Below are 15,576 nucleotides of genomic sequence, written 5' to 3'. Positions count from 1 at the left end.
CTAGGAAGAGATTTGACATGAACGCCCAACTGCAACCCACTGGCTCCGCTTACTTTATGTCGAAGGAAACGGCGGCCGCTGAGCGTCACACGCTAGCAGTCCTTGTAAGCAACGAACCGGGTGTCCTGGCCCGCGTCATCGGTCTGTTTTCCGGTCGAGGCTACAACATCGACAGCCTTACGGTCTCCGAGACGGAGCACGAGAAACACCTGTCGCGCATCACCATCGTGACGCGCGGCACGCCGCACGTGCTGCAGCAGATCAAGACCCAGCTGGAGCGCATCGTGCCGGTCCACAAGGTCAACGACCTGACAGTAAACGCCAAGGAGATGGGACAGGACCATCCGCTGGAGCGCGAGTTGGCGCTGGTGAAGGTGGCTGGAAGCGGCGAAGCTCGCGTCGAGGCGCTGCGTCTCGCGGAAGCGTTCAAGGCGAAGGTGGCCGACGCGACGACCGAACACTTCATTTTTGAGATCACCGGCAAGAGCTCGAAGATCGACCAGTTCATCGCGATCATGGAGCCGCTCGGCCTGATCGAGGTATGCCGTACCGGTATCGCCGCGCTCAACCGCGGACCGCAGGGCATGGATCGCTAAAACCGATCCTTTTTTCATCATCTGAGACAGGACCGGGAGCCAGGCGCTCCCGGCGCGGGTGAAGTTCGTGACGTGGGATGTCTTTTTCGCGCTGGTCGTCTTCGCGTTTGTCACGTCGATCACGCCCGGCCCGAACAATGTGATGCTGATGGCGTCCGGCGTGAACTTCGGGTTCCGGCGTACCCTTCCGCATATCTTTGGCATCGGCATCGGCTTCCTCAGCCTGCTGCTGGGCGTGGGCTTCGGCCTTGGCGCCTTGCTGACCGCGTTTCCGGCCGCGCATGTCGCGCTGAAGATCGCGGGCGGAGCCTACCTGCTTTACCTCGCCTGGCGTGTGGCGATGACGCGGTCGATCAGTGAAGGGAAGGGCGGCTCGGCCCGCCCCATGACCTTCCTTGAGGCCGCGGCGTTCCAATGGGTGAACGTCAAGGCCTGGGTGATGGCGATCACCGGCATCTCCGTTTACTCCTCGTCGACCTCGCCGTTTCTGTCGGTGATCCTGGTGGCGGTTGCCTTCGCGCTGGTGAACCTTCCGTGCGTCTCGACCTGGGCGGCGTTCGGCGTTGCGTTGCGCGGCTTCCTGTCTGAACCCACCCGGCTGAAGTGGTTCAACATCGCCATGGGCATCGCGCTCGCCGCAAGTCTGTGGCCGATGCTTCAGTAGTCCTTGGTTCAAGCCGGGTGACGTAAAGTAATGTTGGATGGCGCTCATGTTGGAGCGTATTTCCATCAAGCGGATAATTGGCGCTGCATGCATTCTTCTGGCGCTGTTATTCGCTGTGGGGTGGTACACCCGTGAGGATCCTGCAGATAAGCCTTATCTGCGGGTCATGGGCGGTGGCTTCATTATCAACTACCGCGTCGCCGACATGTATTATGGCTTCACGGCGATCGTACAGCGGCCGCTGCCTACTGGCACGATCGTAGAGGCGAAATTCGAAAATCCCGAAGGGGGCGAGCCGTTCGTCGTACGCCAGCGCATGGGCGGGCCGGACATGACGCGATTCTCGATGCGCTCGCCCACCGTACACGGCGTCAAGGCGAAGCAGCCTTACGAGGTTTCGCTTCGCATCCTCGACCGCGAGGAGACGCAGACGATCTGGGAGTACAAGACGCACTTCACCAGCCAGCTGGATGGCTCGTTCGTGCCCGAGAAGCCGCTGACGATCGGTCCGGGTTACACGAAGAACCCCGAACTTGACGACTGAGCAGCCATGCAGGGCTGGGTCTTGTAACTCGCCTCCGAATCCCCCACTGAAAGCGCATGCAGTTTTCTCCCCAACAGGACGCGGCGCTGAAGGCGGTCGATCGGTGGCTGAAGGAAGGCCGCAAGCCGATCTTCCGGCTGTTTGGCTATGCCGGCACTGGCAAAACGACGCTCGCGCGCCATTTCGCCGAGCATGTCGACGGTTCTGTCCAGTTCGCCGCTTTCACCGGCAAGGCGGCTCAGGTGCTGCGCTCGAAGGGCGCGACCAATGCCCGCACACTCCACTCGCTGATCTATCGCCCGCGCGGCGAGGAAGCGGTGGAAGACGAGACCACCGGCAAGACCTCAATTGCGCCGACCTTCTCGCTGAACCGCCAGAGCCCGGTCGCCAAGGCCAAGCTCGTCGTCGTCGACGAGTGCTCGATGGTTGACGAGCAGCTCGGCCGTGACCTCATGAGCTTCGGCACCCCGATCCTCGTTCTCGGCGATCCTGCCCAGTTGCCGCCGATCAGCGGTGGCGGCTTCTTTACCGAGCACGAACCGGATCACCTGCTGACCGAAATCCATCGCCAGGCGCGTGACAATCCGATCATTCGTCTTGCACTTGAGGTGCGCGAGGGCAGGGAGATTGAGTACGGCGAATACGGTGCCGCAAGAGTGATTGGCCGCGACGAGGTCAACCAGGATCTCGTCCTGTCGGCCGACCAGGTGCTTGTGGGCACTAATCGTACCCGCCGCCGCTACAACCAGCGCCTGCGCCAGCTGAAGGGTTTCGATGCGTCCTATCCGCAGGCGGGCGACAAGCTGGTGTGCCTGCGCAACGATCCGGCCAAGGGCTTGCTGAACGGCTCGCTGTGGAAGGTCATGACCTCATCACGCGAGACGGTGAAGCCGGGCATAAACCTGCTGGTGTCGCCGGAAGAGGATGATCCGGATCGCGGCGTTGCCAAGATCAAGCTGCTGAAGGCCGCGTTCGAGAACCCGGACGAGGAAATTCCGTGGCAGCAGAAGAAGCGCTTTGACGACTTTGACTACGGCTATGCCCTGACCGTCCATAAGGCGCAGGGCTCGCAGTGGAACGAGGTGGTGCTGTTCGACGAAAGCTTCGCTTTCCGCGAAACGCGCCAGCGATGGCTTTATACCGCCATCACCCGTGCGGCCGAGCGGCTTACCGTCGTCCGCTAGGCCTTTCCGGCGGCCTCGACTGCCCCGACGAACGCCCAGGCGCGTTCTTCGTCATCGGGGTCGAACGTCTCGATCTCGATTCTCGGGCTGAGCAGCGAGGCGATGTCGCTCGCCCAGCCACTTTCTCCGATTATCGCGCAGCGGGCGACGTGCTCTGACGTCTCTTCCCGGAGGAGCCGCGCCGTGTCGCCCGAAAGGTCCGAGACGTCGAAGCTCTGCAACCCGACGATGCGGATCAGCAGATTGATGCGGTCCCTGATGGTGTAGGCACCTTCCAGAAGCCCGAGCATGTTCTCCGCGTCAGCGGAAGAAAAATCGTCGGAGATCTCGAGTGCAAAGACCTGCAGCGTGCTCGTGCCAACGCGCTTGACGGCCGGGATGCGATCCAGCGGAAGCAAGTGTGTCCCTCCAGTTGCTTCAGTCCAGTTCCTGGAACACATGAAAGGCGGTGCCTGTTCCCGCCGGAGGCGATATATCGGTCAGGATACAAGAATCGGACCGTCGCGACCATGCCTGCCAAGCTCTCCGTAAATCTCAATGCCGTGGCTCTTCTGCGCAATCGCCGCGATTTGCCGTGGCCGAGCGTGATCCACCTCGGTCGTATTGCGGTGCAGGCCGGTGCGCATGGCTTGACGGTGCACCCTCGTCCGGATCAGCGTCACACCCGCCGCAGCGACTTGGCTCCACTTCGCGCGCTGATCGATGATGAGTTCCCGCAGGCAGAGTTCAACATCGAGGGCTATCCGGACGAGGCCTTCCTCAACCTCGTCGAGGAACACCAGCCGGATCAGGTCACCCTCGTTCCGGACGACCCGGCACAGCCTACCTCGGACCACGGCTGGAACTTTGTCGAGCAGCAGACGTTCCTGACACCAATCGTCAAGAGGTTGAAGAAGGGCGGATTCCGGGTGTCGCTGTTTGCGGAGCCGGACCCGGCAGGAATGGCCGAAGCAAAGGCAACAGGGGCGGACAGGGTCGAGTTCTACACCGGGCCTTATGGATCCACCCATAGCGATCCCGTCGCTGCCGAGCGCGAGCTGAAGAAGCTTGCTGTCGCGGCTGAGGCCGCACGCGCGGCAGGGCTTGATGTCAACGCCGGGCACGATCTGACGGTGGCCAATCTTCCGGCACTGACTCGGCATATTCCTCACCTCGCTGAAGTGTCGATTGGCCATGGCCTGACTGCCGATGCGCTGGAATATGGTATGGCGACTACAGTGACGCGCTTCCTCAAAGCCTGCGGATGGTAACCGCAGGCCATTGCCAGTGACGCAAGGGAGCGTGTATTAGCGCCGTCCATTTGGCGCAGGAGAGCGGCGCATGGACGAAAAGCGGCACGACGCGGCTGAAACACCACCGGAGCAGGAGTGCGAACCGCCGGCTTCCAGCACAGCTGCGCTAACGCTGGGCGCACTCGGCGTGGTCTACGGCGATATCGGTACCAGCCCGATCTACGCCTTCCGGGAGGCCGTCCGCGCCGCAGCCGGCGATGGTCCGAACACCGACTACGACATCCTCGGCATCCTGTCGCTGATCCTGTGGTCGCTGATCCTGATCGTGGCCGTGAAGTACATGCTCATCGTTCTGCGTGCCGACAACCGCGGCGAGGGCGGTGTTCTCTCCCTGATGGCCTTGGCCCGCCATGATGCGGGCCGCTTCACCGGGCTGATCGTCATGCTCGGCATGGCTGGTGCCGCCCTGTTCTATGGCGACGCCGTGGTGTCTCCGGCAATCTCGGTGCTGTCGGCGGTCGAGGGCCTGGAGGTCGTCACTCCGGCGCTCAGTAACTGGATCGTGCCGATCGCCGTCGCGATCCTGATAGGCCTCTTCTTCGTCCAGAAGTACGGCACCGGGCGGGTGGCGATAGTCTTCGGCCCAATCACTGCGGTCTGGTTCGTGGTTCTGGCGGTGATCGGCCTGTATCACGTCATCCTCAACCCCTACGTCCTCATCGCGATCAATCCGTACTACGCCTTCTACTTCCTGTTTCAACATTCCGGGGTCGCGATGGCCGTCTTCGGAGCGATCTTTCTCGCAATCACCGGTGCCGAAACGCTTTACGCTGACCTCGGCCATTTCGGCCGCCGGCCGATCATGCTGGCCTGGTTCATCCTGGTCTTCCCGGCGCTGCTACTGAACTATTTTGGGCAGGGCGCCTACGTCCTTCACAACCACGACTCCCGCCAGCCTCTGTTCGAGATGCTGCCCGAGTGGGGGGCGCTGCCGTTCGTGCTCCTCGCCATGCTTGCGACCGTGATCGCGGGGCAGGCGGCCATTACCGGCGCCTTCTCGCTGACCCGCCAGGCGATTCAGCTGAGCCTCCTGCCGCGTCTCGATGTCCAGCACACGTCCGCCGAGCAGTCCGGCCAGATCTATGTGCCGCAGATCAACATGTTCCTGCTGATCGGCGTCGTCATCCTGGTCCTCGCGTTCCGCTCCTCAAGCGCCCTTACGGCCGCCTACGGCATTGCGCTGTCCGGTGCGATGGTTGTGACCGGCCTGCTGCTGTTCTTCGTGATCTGGAAGGTTTGGCATAAGCCGCTCTGGCTCGCTATTTGCGGCATGCTTCCCTTCCTGTTCATCGAGCTGTCATTCTTCGGCTCGAACCTGCTCAAGGTGAAGGATGGCGGTTGGGCAACTATCGCTATCGCCACCGCCGCGTTTGTCATCATCTACACCTGGCGCCAAGGCAGCCGGTACCTGTTCGAGAAGACACGCAAGAGCGAAGTGCCGCTCACCGTGCTGACGACGAGCCTTGCCAAGAAGGAGATGTATCTCGTTGACGGCACCGCGGTGTTCCTGACCGGCGATCCGGAGAGCGCGCCGACGGCGCTGCTGCACAGCCTCAAGCACTACAAGGTGCTTCACAAGAGCAACATCATCCTTTCGCTGGTGACCGAGGACCGCCCGCGCGTACCTGAGTCGGAGCGCGCCGAAATCGAGGAGATCAACGAACTCTTCTCCAAGGTGATCCTGAAGTTCGGCTTCATGGAGCAGCCGAATGTGCCGAAGGCGCTGGCGCAGCTGCGCAAGAAGGGGCTGAAGTTCGACATCATGACCACGTCGTTCTTCCTGTCGCGCCGCACGCTGAAGGCGTCCGCTGCCTCCGGAATGCCGATCTGGCAGGACAGGCTCTTCATACTGATGGCACGAAATGCGTCGGAAGCGACCGCCTACTTCCAGATCCCGACGGGTCGGGTGGTCGAAATCGGCACCCAAGTCATCATCTGACCGTTCGTCAGAAGGTTTTTCTCAACGCGCTCTTGCGCGGATGATGAATGTGCGCGATAAGCCGAACCGTAACGTACGGTACGGCGACCCCGCAGGATGAACACCGCAGCTCGCATAGAGGCAGGAGAGGACGTGACCACCCGTCAGGGTGAGGTCCTTGATGCCGTGCTTGACCTGCTGGTGGAGGGCAGCGCGCTGACCATGAACGCGGTTGCCCGGCGCGCCAGCTGCTCGAAGGAGACGCTCTACAAGTGGTTCGGCGACCGCGACGGCCTCCTGCGCGCCACCGTGCAGTGGCAGGCATCGCGCGTGCGCGCCGGCAACTACGAGCGCCAGAAGCTGGACACCGCGGCGCTGCGCGAGAGCCTCGAGCAGTTCGCCGCCAACTGGCTCGCCGTCATTTCGTCCCGCACTTCGATTGCGCTCAATCGCGTCGCCATTGCCGACGCCGGCTCCGGGAAGAGCAATCTCGGTGCCATCGTGCTGGAGAACGGCCGCTTCGCCATCGGCGAGCGCCTGAAGCCGCTGCTGGAAGATGCGCGTGAGGCGGGGCTGCTCCGGTTTAACGACGCCGAAGAGGCGTTTCGCACCTTTTTCGGCCTGGCAGGTCGCGACGTGCAGATCCGCCTCCTGCTTGGCGACACAACGCTGAATCTCAGCAAACAGGATATCGAGCGCGATGCCGCCGAGGCAACGCGTCAGTTCTTCGCTCTTTATGGAGCAAGTCAGCTGCCGGCGGAAGCCGGTTAGGATCAACGGAAGGGAAGGACCCCAAAATGCGCGTTTACTATGATCGCGACGCCGATCTTAATCTGATCAAGGGCAAGAAGGTTGCCATCGTTGGCTACGGCTCGCAGGGCCGCGCTCACACGCTCAACCTGAAGGACTCAGGTGCGCAGGAACTCGTCGTCGCTCTGCGTCCGGGCTCCCCGACCGTGAAGAAGGCCGAGGCCGACGGCCTGCGCGTGATGTCGGTTGCCGAGGCTGCTGCCTGGGCCGACCTCATCATGATGGCTGCGCCGGACGAGCTGCAGGCTGACATCTACAAGAACGAGATCGCCGCGAACATCCGTGACGGCGCTGCGATCGCCTTCGCGCACGGCCTCAACGTCCACTTCGGCCTGATCGAGCCGAAGTCGACCATTGACGTCGTCATGATCGCGCCGAAGGGCCCGGGCCACACCGTCCGCGGCGAATACCAGAAGGGCGGCGGCGTGCCGTGCCTGGTCGCTGTCCACCAGGACGCTTCGGGCAACGCCCTCGACCTCGCTCTGTCGTACGCCTGCGGCGTCGGCGGCGGCCGTTCGGGCATCATCGAGACCACCTTCAAGGAAGAGTGCGAGACCGACCTGTTCGGCGAGCAGGTCGTTCTCTGCGGCGGTCTGGTCGAGCTGATCCGCGCCGGCTTCGAGACGCTGGTCGAGGCTGGCTATGCTCCGGAGATGGCCTACTTCGAGTGCCTGCACGAAGTGAAGCTGATCGTTGACCTCATCTACGAGGGCGGCATCGCCAACATGAACTACTCGATCTCGAACACCGCTGAGTGGGGCGAGTACGTCACTGGCCCGCGCATCATCACCGCCGAGACCAAGGCCGAGATGAAGCGCGTCCTGAACGACATCCAGACCGGCAAGTTCACCTCGGAATGGATGCAGGAGTGGAAGTCGGGTGCAGCCCGCTTCAAGGGTATCCGCCGCATGAACGACGCTCACCAGATCGAGGAAGTCGGCGAGAAGCTGCGCGGCATGATGCCGTGGATCGCCAAGAACAAGCTGGTCGACAAGGCCCGCAACTAATCAGCCGCGAGGCTGAAATGATGAGGCCGGCGGAGCGATCCGCCGGCCTTTATTTTTTGCCCTCAGCTGTAGGGCGAGATGCACGCCCGGCGCGGGCCGTTGTAGGGCTGGAATGTGTTCGTGTAAGCGTCGTAGGACCGGTAGCGGTTGTAGCACCAGTTCACGTGCGCCTGCGACAGGCCGTAGTGGCGGCGCGGCAGCGTGCGATAGACGCGCGGGGCCGTTCCGAACTCGAAGTAGAAGCCCGAGCGCGGACCAAAGAACCGCGGCGGCCGGTGACGATCCCAGCGGTCCCACCTTCTGTCGTGACGATCCCAGTGGCGCCGGTGCCAGCGGCGATCGCCCCAGCGGTTTTCGACCAGCTGAACGTCGCTGGCCGTGCTGACTGAGGGTTGCGCAAAGCTCATTCCGGCCGGCCCCGCAGCCGACGCAGTGGAGGTCTGCGACACCACGCCCACTGCGAGCGAAGCCAGAACGGCGAGGGCTGACAATGTGCTTTTCATGACGTGCTCCTTCGTCCAGTACCTTGCCTCAGACCGAAGCCCCCATGTCTGATGGTCCCATTCTGCGAAACTGCGCATGAATGTGGGATGAACGTGACAATGCATGCGGCGGCGCTTGCGTTTTGGCGGCCATGTTGGTCACATGCCGCGCATGTCCCTTCGCCTCGCCACCTTCAACGTCGAGAACCTGATGAACAGGTTCGACTTCTCCGGCTTCCGCAACGCGCTCAACCAGGATCGGGTGCTGTCGCTGTACCAGATCAAGGACGAGGCGGAGTACAGGCAATACGAGGCTGCCCGCACGATCGCGCACACGGACGATGCCCGGCAACTCAGTGCACTCGCAATTGCCGCGACGCGCGCGGACATCCTCTGCCTGCAGGAGGTCGACAACATGGAGGCGCTACGTGCCTTCGAATATGGATACCTGTTCAAGATGGTCGGGCAAGGCTACCGCGACAAGTACACGACGCCCGGCAATGATGGCCGCGGCATCGACGTTGCCGTCATGGTGCGCGCGGAGACCTCGCACGGCCAGCCGATCGAGTTCGTGCGCATGCAGAGCCACGCGCATCTGACTTACGACGATCTCGATCTCTACGACGACGATCTTGCCCAGCTCGGCGAGAAGCCGCACGAGCGCATCTTTCGCCGCGACTGCCTTGAGCTCGACCTAAAGGTCGGCGGCAAGCCGATCACGATCTACAGCGTTCACTTCAAGTCGATGGGCGGCCCGCCGCGCAACGGCAAGGACAGCCGCATGTCGACCATGCCGATCCGCATGGCGGAAGCTGCGGCCGTGCGAAAGATCATCGAGAACCGGTTCGGGCGCGAGCATGCGCCGGACAAGCGCTGGGCGATCTGTGGCGACCTCAACGACTACCGCGAAAGGGTCCTCGTCGAGGGCGACATCTTTTCGAACTTCGACTTCAGGCCGGTGCAGGAGGGTATTTCCTGCGTCGATGTCCTGACTGCGGGAGATTTCTGCGAGAACGTGGTGGAGCGGCGGCCGGAACTCGACCGCTGGACGCTCTACCACACGCGCGGACCTGCCGAGCGGCATCTGTGCCAGCTCGACTACATCCTGCTGTCGAAGTCCTGGGCGCAGTCCAATTCCATGGCTGTCCCGGAAATCGTCCGAAACGGCCAGCCGATGCGCACGCCGTTCCCGCCGGGACAGGAAGTGCCGCATTTTCCCCGGGTCGGCTGGGATCGGCCAAAGGCGTCGGATCACTGCCCCGTCGTGGTGGAGATCGCGATCATATGAGCTTCGACCTTCCTGCGGACGCGATCATCCCGCTCCGAGACCTGAGGATCGCGCTTGACGAAGGTCCGCACCCGTTCGAGCTGCAAAACCTTCCGACGATCGAGGATTTCTGGGGAAAGACCGCCGCAGCCAATCCGGCGTTGTTCGACGGTAGGGTCGCGCTGTTGGCGCGCCTGTCATTGCGCGACGGCTTGCTCGATGGGCGCTGCCATCTTGTCCGCTATGCGACCTTCCTCTACTGGCGCTCGCTGCGGCCGATCCCGCATGCCGGCCACGCGTATGCCAGCGCGATGCTGGTCAGCTCCGACAACGCGCTTATTGCCGCGCGCATGGGGCTGAAAACCGCGAATCCGGGCAGGGTCTACTTCGCATCCGGCACCTTCGATACCTCCGATTTCCGCGATGGTTATGTGGACCCGCTCGCAAACATGCATCGCGAGGTGAAGGAGGAGACTGGGCTGGAGCTTGACGGCACGCCGCGCGAACCCCGCTACCATCTCCTGTCGAAGGTGAGTGGCACCGTCCTGTTTCGGCGCTATTTCCTCGATCGCACCGCAGAGGAAATCGAGGAAGCGATCCGCGCCCATGTGGCGGCGGAAGACGAGCCAGAGATAGAGGGGCCGGTCGTGATCCGCTCGGCCGACGACGTGCCAACCAACATGGCCGACCACATGCACGAGCTTGTCCGCTGGCACTTTGCGACGCCAGCGGATGTCTCGTCACTCGTGACGTAGAGCTTCGATCGGGTCGAGCCGGGCACCGCGCAGCGCCGGGAAGAAGCCAAACACCATGCCGATCAGGGCAGAGAATCCGACGGCGAGAAGCATCACCGACACGCTCGGCACGAACGGGATCGACAGCGCCAGGGAGGCGACGCCTGCGAGGCTCAGGCCGATGATGATCCCGATCAGGCCGCCGAGCAGCGATAGCACCGTCGCCTCCACCAGAAACTGGACGAGGATGTGCCTTTCGTGAGCGCCGATGGCAAGGCGGATGCCGATCTCGCGGGTACGCTCGGTCACCGACACCAGCATGATGTTCATGATGCCGATGCCGCCGACCAGGAGAGACACGCCGGCGAGCGCGCCCAGCATGCCGGTCATGACCTGGGTTGTGCTGGTCATCGCGTCGGCGATCTGGGTCATGTCGCGGACGTCGAAATTGTCTTCTTGGTCGGGGCCGATGCGGCGCGAATCCCGCAGGATATTCTGCACGTTGGCCACTGCCTGCGTGGTCGAGGCACCGTCCTTTACGGCGATGTAGATCTGGCCGATGTCGCGGTTGCCGGCAATGCGGCGCTGGAACGTCGTCAGCGGCATCATCACCACGGCGTCCTGGTCTTGGCCGAAGCCGGACGTGCCCTTCGCTTCGAGAATGCCGATGATGCGGCAGCTCATGCGGCCGACGCGGATCGCGGCGTCCGTCGGGTCGCCGTCGCCAAAGAAACGGCTGCGGACCGTCTGGCCGATGACGCAAACATTGGCACCCCCGCGCAATTCCGATTCAGTAAATTCGCGTCCCGACACGATCGACCAGTTGCGGGCAACGAAAAACTCGTTGTCGGTACCGGTGACCTGTAGGGACATGTTGTCGGAGCCGTAGACGACGCGCACCGTACGCTGGGCGGCCGCCGAGATCGCATCGACGTTCTCGAGTTCGGCAACCAGCGCCTGGACGTCGATGTTGCTCAGCGGGCGTGGAGTGAAGTTGGTGTCGCCGCCGCGCTGGGGGCGCATCGCCTGGACCGTCAGCAGGTTGCTGCCGAGCTTGGAAATGTCCTGCTTCACCTTCTCGGTCGTGCCCGAGCCGATGGTCAGCATCGCGATCACCGCTGCGACGCCGATGACGATGCCGAGCAGCGTCAGGAATGAGCGCAGAGCGTTGCGTCGCACGGAGCGCAGGGCGAGCTTGATCGTCTCCCAGAGCATCACGCAGCCTCCCGGTTAAGCTCGTCGGCAGCGATTTTGCCATCGACGAAGGTAATGACGCGGCTGGCATAGGCTGCGATGTCAGCCTCATGGGTGACTAGGACGATCGTCAGGCCCTGTTCCTTGTTGAGGCGGGTCATCAGATTCATGATTTCGTGGCTGCGCGCCGTGTCGAGGTTGCCGGTGGGCTCGTCAGCGACGAGCAGGGTGGGGCGGGCCACGATCGCGCGGGCGATCGCGACACGCTGCTGCTGGCCGCCGGACAGTTCCGCCGGCGTGTGGTGCTCTCGGCCCTTCAACCCGACTTCGGCCAGCGCCTGCATTGCCAGCGCCCGGCGCTCGCGCCCCGGCACGCCGCGATAGATCAGCGGCAGCTCGACGTTTTCGACCGCGGTGGTGCGCGGCAGTAGGTTGTAGCCCTGGAAGACGAAGCCGATGTAGCGGTTGCGCAGCGTCGCGCGGCGCGTCCGGTCAAGCCGGCCGGCATCCGCGCCGAGGAAGCGGTAGGTGCCATCGGTTGGCGTGTCGAGGCAGCCGATGATGTTCATCGACGTCGACTTGCCCGAGCCGGAGGGGCCCATGATCGCCACGAACTCGCCGCGAGTGATGGTGACGTTCACGCCCGCCAGCGCGTTCACCCGCGCCTCGCCCGTGCCGTAGGTCTTCCACACGCTCTCGAAGCGCAGGAGAGGCGGTTCGCTGTGCACGTTCATCTGCTTATTCTCCGGGAGGCGGAGGGGGCGGCGCGTCGGACCGTGCGTTGTTGCTGGGCCCGGCAGTCTCACCGGGGCCGCTGCCCGGGCCACGGCCCTCGCCGTTGCCCCGTCCGGCTCGCTGTGGGCCCGCACCGGTGCCGATGATGACGCGGTCACCTTCCTCGAGACCGGACAGGATTTCTGTCTTTTCGCCGTCGGTCGCGCCGGTAACGACACGCACCTGTTCGGGCTTGCCATCTCGCAGGACGTAGAGAGGGCGACCCTCGCCAACGCTGCCGCGCGTGCCCTGCCCACGCTGCTGGCGCATCGGCGGGCGCGGCATGAAAAGCTGCTGGATCGACCAGCTGCTCTGGCTCGCGGTCTCCTGCGGCGGGCTGAACCGGAATGCAGCCGACGGAATGAGGAGGACGCCGTCGTCCTCGCGGGTGACGATCTCAACCGTTGCCGTCATGCCGGGGCGCAGCAGCAGTTCGCGATTGTCGACATCGAGGCGTGCCTGATAGGTCACCACGCCGTCGGTAACGGTCGAGGCATAGGAGACGTCGCGGATCGTCGCGTTGAACGTGCGGTCAGGAAAGGCATCGACGGTGAAGCGCGCGTTCTGGCCCGCCTGAACGGCGCCAATGTCAGCCTCGTCGACGGCAGCCTTGAGCTCCATCCTCTCGAGGTTCTCGGCAATCACGAATAGCACCGGCGCCTGCATGGATGAGGCGACCGTCTGGCCGGGGTTGACCGAGCGGCTCAGCACCGTGCCGTCGATCGGTGCGTAGATGGTGCTCTTGGCAAGGTCAGCCTGCTGCAGCTTGAGATCGGCTTCAGCGACAGCAAGCGAGGCTTCCGCGCTGGCCACCGCGCTGACGGCGCGGTCGTAGGCGGCCTCCGCCGTCTCGACCGACTGGTCCGTCGCGTTGCCGCGGGCCTTGAGCTGGCGCGTGCGGGCGAGCGTCTGTTCGGTTTCGCGCACGGTTACCTGCGCATCCATGAGCTTTGCCCTGGCGGCGGCGACGTTGGCTTCCGCGCGTTCGATCTGTGCCAGGATACGCACCGTGTCGAGCTCCGCCAGCACGTCGCCCTTGGCGACGCGCTGGTTCTCCTCGACGGCGACAGCGCGCACGATGCCCGAAAGCTCGCTCGATACCTCGACCTGCGTCAGCGGCTCCAACGTACCGGTGGCCGACACCTCGACCGTAATCGGCCCGCGCTGTGCCTCGACGGTGCGATAGAAGACCGTTTGCTGCTGCTGGGATCCGCCGAGCTGCCACCAGGCAAGTCCGCCGACCGCTGCAAGCACGACGGCTGCACCCCGCCAACGCCTGAACCGGAAGCGAGGCTTGCCCTTGTCGTTGAGATCAAGAACCTGCTCTATCGATTCTGCACCGGTCTCCCGCGCACTTTCCGCGCGCTCGACGATCTGGTCCATGCGTTCGTCCAGTCCTGAAAAAGAATCCCTTCGGCGCACAAATCGTGAAACGGGTAGGGGATTTCAAATTAAAGTTTGGCCATGTTTTGCGGGCGAAAGTGCTCGGGCACCGTAATCCGTTGCGATTCGTTAAAAAAGTTGCCGTTGCGTAAACGCAACTTCATCTTCTTCTAAAACATTGTTACGCGCCTCTGCCCTCTTAGGGCGGGTGGCGTCTCGGGCAACAGGTCCCGCTGCTTTTGGGTAGCGGGACCACCAAAAAATCCTTCTCCTGTCATCGGAACCTTGAGGCTGCCCGGGAGTTGGTGCGCGTCCCATGGAACACAGATGAGCAGCAAGACCTATCAGCGGCCCGAAAGCGACGGCATCTCCGATGCCCGGCTCGCCGCTATCGTTGATTCATCCTTCGACGCGATCATCAGCAAGGACCTCAACAGCATCATCGTTAGTTGGAATGCGGCGGCCGAAACGCTGTTCGGCTACAGCGCTGAAGAAGCAATCGGCAAGTCGATCCTGATGCTGATTCCGGAAAGCCGGCGCGGCGAAGAAACCTCGATCATCAACCGCATCAAGGCGGGTGTGCGGGTAGACACCTTCGAGACCGTGCGGGTCCGCAAAGACGGTTCGTACGTCCCTGTATCGCTCACCGTTTCTCCCATTCGCAACAGCCAGGGCCAGATCGTTGGTGCCTCCAAGATCGCCCGAGACATATCGCAGGCCAAGGACGCCGAGCGGCAGATCCGCCTTTTGCTGCGCGAGGTGAACCACCGGGTGAAGAACCAGTATGCGGTGATCCTGTCGATCATCCGCGAGACGGGAAAGCGCTCGAAGAGCATTGGTGACTATGAGGCGCGCCTGCGCGAGCGCATCATGTCGCTGTCGAATGCCCATGACCTGCTGGTTCTGGGCGACTGGGTAGGGGCCGAGCTGGCGCAACTCGCCGCCGACCAGCTGCGCGCGTTTCCGAACGAGAACCGCATCTTTATCAACGGCCCGATCGTCACGGTCTCGCCCAATGCCGTTCAGCATCTCGCAATGGCGTTTCATGAGCTTGCGACCAACTCGGCCAAGCATGGCGTGCTGGCGTCAGGAGCCGGAAGCATCGTCATCCAGTGGGCGATAGCGCTGCGTCCGAACGAGGAAGCAGAGTTTCGCCTGGAATGGATCGAGACTTTCTCCGAGCCCTTCCTCGAAGGCATCATCGAGGGCGCGCAAGGACAGGGATTCGGAACCGTAATCCTCAAGCGGGTAACGCCCCAGGCGCTGGGCGGATCGGCAACTTACGAGTCCGGTGCTTCGCGCGTGGCCTGGACCCTGACCGCCCCGGCCAAGAACGTCATCAACCCGAGATCATAGATCTCGTCGTGCTTCCGCTGAGCGCAAATAAAAAGCGCCCCTTCGCCAGGGAAGGGGCGCCAGATTAGTTTGCTATCGTCCTACGACAGGAAACCGAGCAGCCACAGCACGATGATTACGGGAATCGGGATGCCGATCAACCAGAGTAGTCCGCCACGAAGCATGTTGTTCTCGCTCTAATACTGTTGTTGCAGAACAATGCACGGATGAGGCAGAAGTTCCCTTTTCGGCCTCCGGCCATCTTCGTTGCGACGCATAGGGTGGAAGCGGCCCCTGACGAACCTCCTGGGATCACAAGCGTGTGAGAAGCCAACCGCGGGGGGCTTTTGGAAGGTGCAGGCGGCTGCCATGGGAGCCGCCTGCACTCCTTT

General features: G+C 63.0%; 16 protein-coding genes. 11 read left to right on the top strand and 5 right to left on the bottom strand.

Annotated features, from left to right (window positions below; genetic code table 11):
• Nucleotides 1-17 precede the first annotated feature (17 nt).
• From ilvN to L630_RS0107890, 4 genes are all read left to right on the top strand, one after another.
• Nucleotides 18-596: an acetolactate synthase small subunit gene (ilvN, locus tag L630_RS0107905; protein WP_024847725.1), complete on the top strand. Its 579-nt coding sequence runs from the start codon at nucleotides 18-20 to the stop codon at nucleotides 594-596.
• A gap of 67 nt (nucleotides 597-663) precedes the next feature.
• Entirely contained in the window at nucleotides 664-1,260 is a 597-nt protein-coding gene (locus L630_RS0107900) for a LysE family translocator (RefSeq protein ID WP_024847724.1), read from the top strand.
• Nucleotides 1,261-1,306: 46 nt separating this feature from the next.
• The gene (locus L630_RS0107895) at nucleotides 1,307-1,804 is read left to right on the top strand and encodes a hypothetical protein (RefSeq protein WP_034329710.1); all 498 of its coding nucleotides are present in this window, start codon (nucleotides 1,307-1,309) and stop codon (nucleotides 1,802-1,804) included.
• Nucleotides 1,805-1,860: 56 nt separating this feature from the next.
• On the top strand, nucleotides 1,861-2,988 hold the full coding sequence (locus tag L630_RS0107890) for an ATP-dependent RecD-like DNA helicase (RefSeq protein ID WP_024847722.1): 1,128 nt from the start codon (nucleotides 1,861-1,863) through the stop codon (nucleotides 2,986-2,988).
• Here L630_RS0107890 and L630_RS0107885 read toward each other — a convergent pair.
• Complete coding sequence (locus tag L630_RS0107885; RefSeq protein WP_024847721.1) at nucleotides 2,985-3,386, bottom strand: STAS/SEC14 domain-containing protein; 402 nt, start codon at nucleotides 3,384-3,386, stop codon at nucleotides 2,985-2,987. The genes L630_RS0107890 and L630_RS0107885 overlap by 4 nt on opposite strands.
• 111 nt (nucleotides 3,387-3,497) lie before the next feature.
• Here L630_RS0107885 and L630_RS0107880 point away from each other — a divergent pair, with 111 nt between their 5' ends.
• The 4 genes from L630_RS0107880 to ilvC all read left to right on the top strand — a co-directional run bounded on the left by L630_RS0107880 (nucleotide 3,498) and on the right by ilvC (nucleotide 8,015).
• Entirely contained in the window at nucleotides 3,498-4,238 is a 741-nt protein-coding gene (locus L630_RS0107880; RefSeq protein WP_024847720.1) for a pyridoxine 5'-phosphate synthase, read from the top strand.
• 70 nt (nucleotides 4,239-4,308) lie between these two features.
• Nucleotides 4,309-6,219 (top strand): potassium transporter Kup, encoded by a 1,911-nt coding sequence (locus L630_RS0107875; protein ID WP_024847719.1) that lies wholly within the window; start codon nucleotides 4,309-4,311, stop codon nucleotides 6,217-6,219.
• Between the two features lie 96 nt (nucleotides 6,220-6,315).
• The gene (locus L630_RS0107870; protein ID WP_024847718.1) at nucleotides 6,316-6,969 is read left to right on the top strand and encodes a TetR/AcrR family transcriptional regulator C-terminal domain-containing protein; all 654 of its coding nucleotides are present in this window, start codon (nucleotides 6,316-6,318) and stop codon (nucleotides 6,967-6,969) included.
• A 26-nt stretch (nucleotides 6,970-6,995) separates the two neighbouring features.
• Nucleotides 6,996-8,015 carry a ketol-acid reductoisomerase gene (gene ilvC / locus L630_RS0107865; protein ID WP_024847717.1) on the top strand — a complete coding sequence of 340 codons (1,020 nt, stop codon included), beginning with the start codon at nucleotides 6,996-6,998 and terminating at the stop codon, nucleotides 8,013-8,015.
• A gap of 62 nt (nucleotides 8,016-8,077) precedes the next feature.
• Here ilvC and L630_RS0107860 read toward each other — a convergent pair whose 3' ends face one another.
• Entirely contained in the window at nucleotides 8,078-8,518 is a 441-nt protein-coding gene (locus tag L630_RS0107860; RefSeq protein ID WP_024847716.1) for a BA14K family protein, read from the bottom strand.
• A 151-nt stretch (nucleotides 8,519-8,669) separates the two neighbouring features.
• On the opposite strand from L630_RS0107860, the gene L630_RS0107855 reads away from it, so the two are divergent.
• Both L630_RS0107855 and L630_RS0107850 read left to right on the top strand, forming a co-directional pair.
• Entirely contained in the window at nucleotides 8,670-9,785 is a 1,116-nt protein-coding gene (locus L630_RS0107855; protein ID WP_024847715.1) for an endonuclease/exonuclease/phosphatase family protein, read from the top strand.
• A complete protein-coding gene (locus L630_RS0107850) occupies nucleotides 9,782-10,519 on the top strand; it encodes an NUDIX hydrolase (protein ID WP_024847714.1) in 738 nt (245 codons plus the stop codon). Before L630_RS0107855 ends, L630_RS0107850 begins: the two co-directional genes overlap by 4 nt.
• Here L630_RS0107850 and L630_RS0107845 read toward each other — a convergent pair.
• The 3 genes from L630_RS0107845 to L630_RS0107835 are packed head-to-tail and all read right to left on the bottom strand — an operon-like array spanning nucleotide 10,505 to nucleotide 13,849.
• On the bottom strand, nucleotides 10,505-11,713 hold the full coding sequence (locus L630_RS0107845) for an ABC transporter permease (protein ID WP_024847713.1): 1,209 nt from the start codon (nucleotides 11,711-11,713) through the stop codon (nucleotides 10,505-10,507). The genes L630_RS0107850 and L630_RS0107845 overlap by 15 nt on opposite strands.
• Complete coding sequence (locus tag L630_RS0107840) at nucleotides 11,713-12,426, bottom strand: ABC transporter ATP-binding protein (RefSeq protein WP_144706764.1); 714 nt, start codon at nucleotides 12,424-12,426, stop codon at nucleotides 11,713-11,715. The genes L630_RS0107845 and L630_RS0107840 overlap by 1 nt, the downstream gene beginning before the upstream one ends.
• Nucleotides 12,427-12,430: 4 nt before the next feature.
• A complete protein-coding gene (locus L630_RS0107835) occupies nucleotides 12,431-13,849 on the bottom strand; it encodes an efflux RND transporter periplasmic adaptor subunit (protein ID WP_024847711.1) in 1,419 nt (472 codons plus the stop codon).
• Nucleotides 13,850-14,176: 327 nt separating this feature from the next.
• On the opposite strand from L630_RS0107835, the gene L630_RS0107830 reads away from it, so the two are divergent.
• The gene (locus tag L630_RS0107830; RefSeq protein WP_024847710.1) at nucleotides 14,177-15,205 is read left to right on the top strand and encodes a PAS domain S-box protein; all 1,029 of its coding nucleotides are present in this window, start codon (nucleotides 14,177-14,179) and stop codon (nucleotides 15,203-15,205) included.
• The last annotated feature ends 371 nt before the right edge of the window (nucleotides 15,206-15,576 follow it).

It is taken from the genome of Aminobacter sp. J41 (assembly GCF_000526635.1).
Classification (GTDB): Bacteria; Pseudomonadota; Alphaproteobacteria; order Rhizobiales; family Rhizobiaceae; genus Aerobium.
The sequence above is the reverse complement of the archived record's forward strand: the minus strand, read 5'-3'. Positions and strand labels throughout refer to the sequence as shown.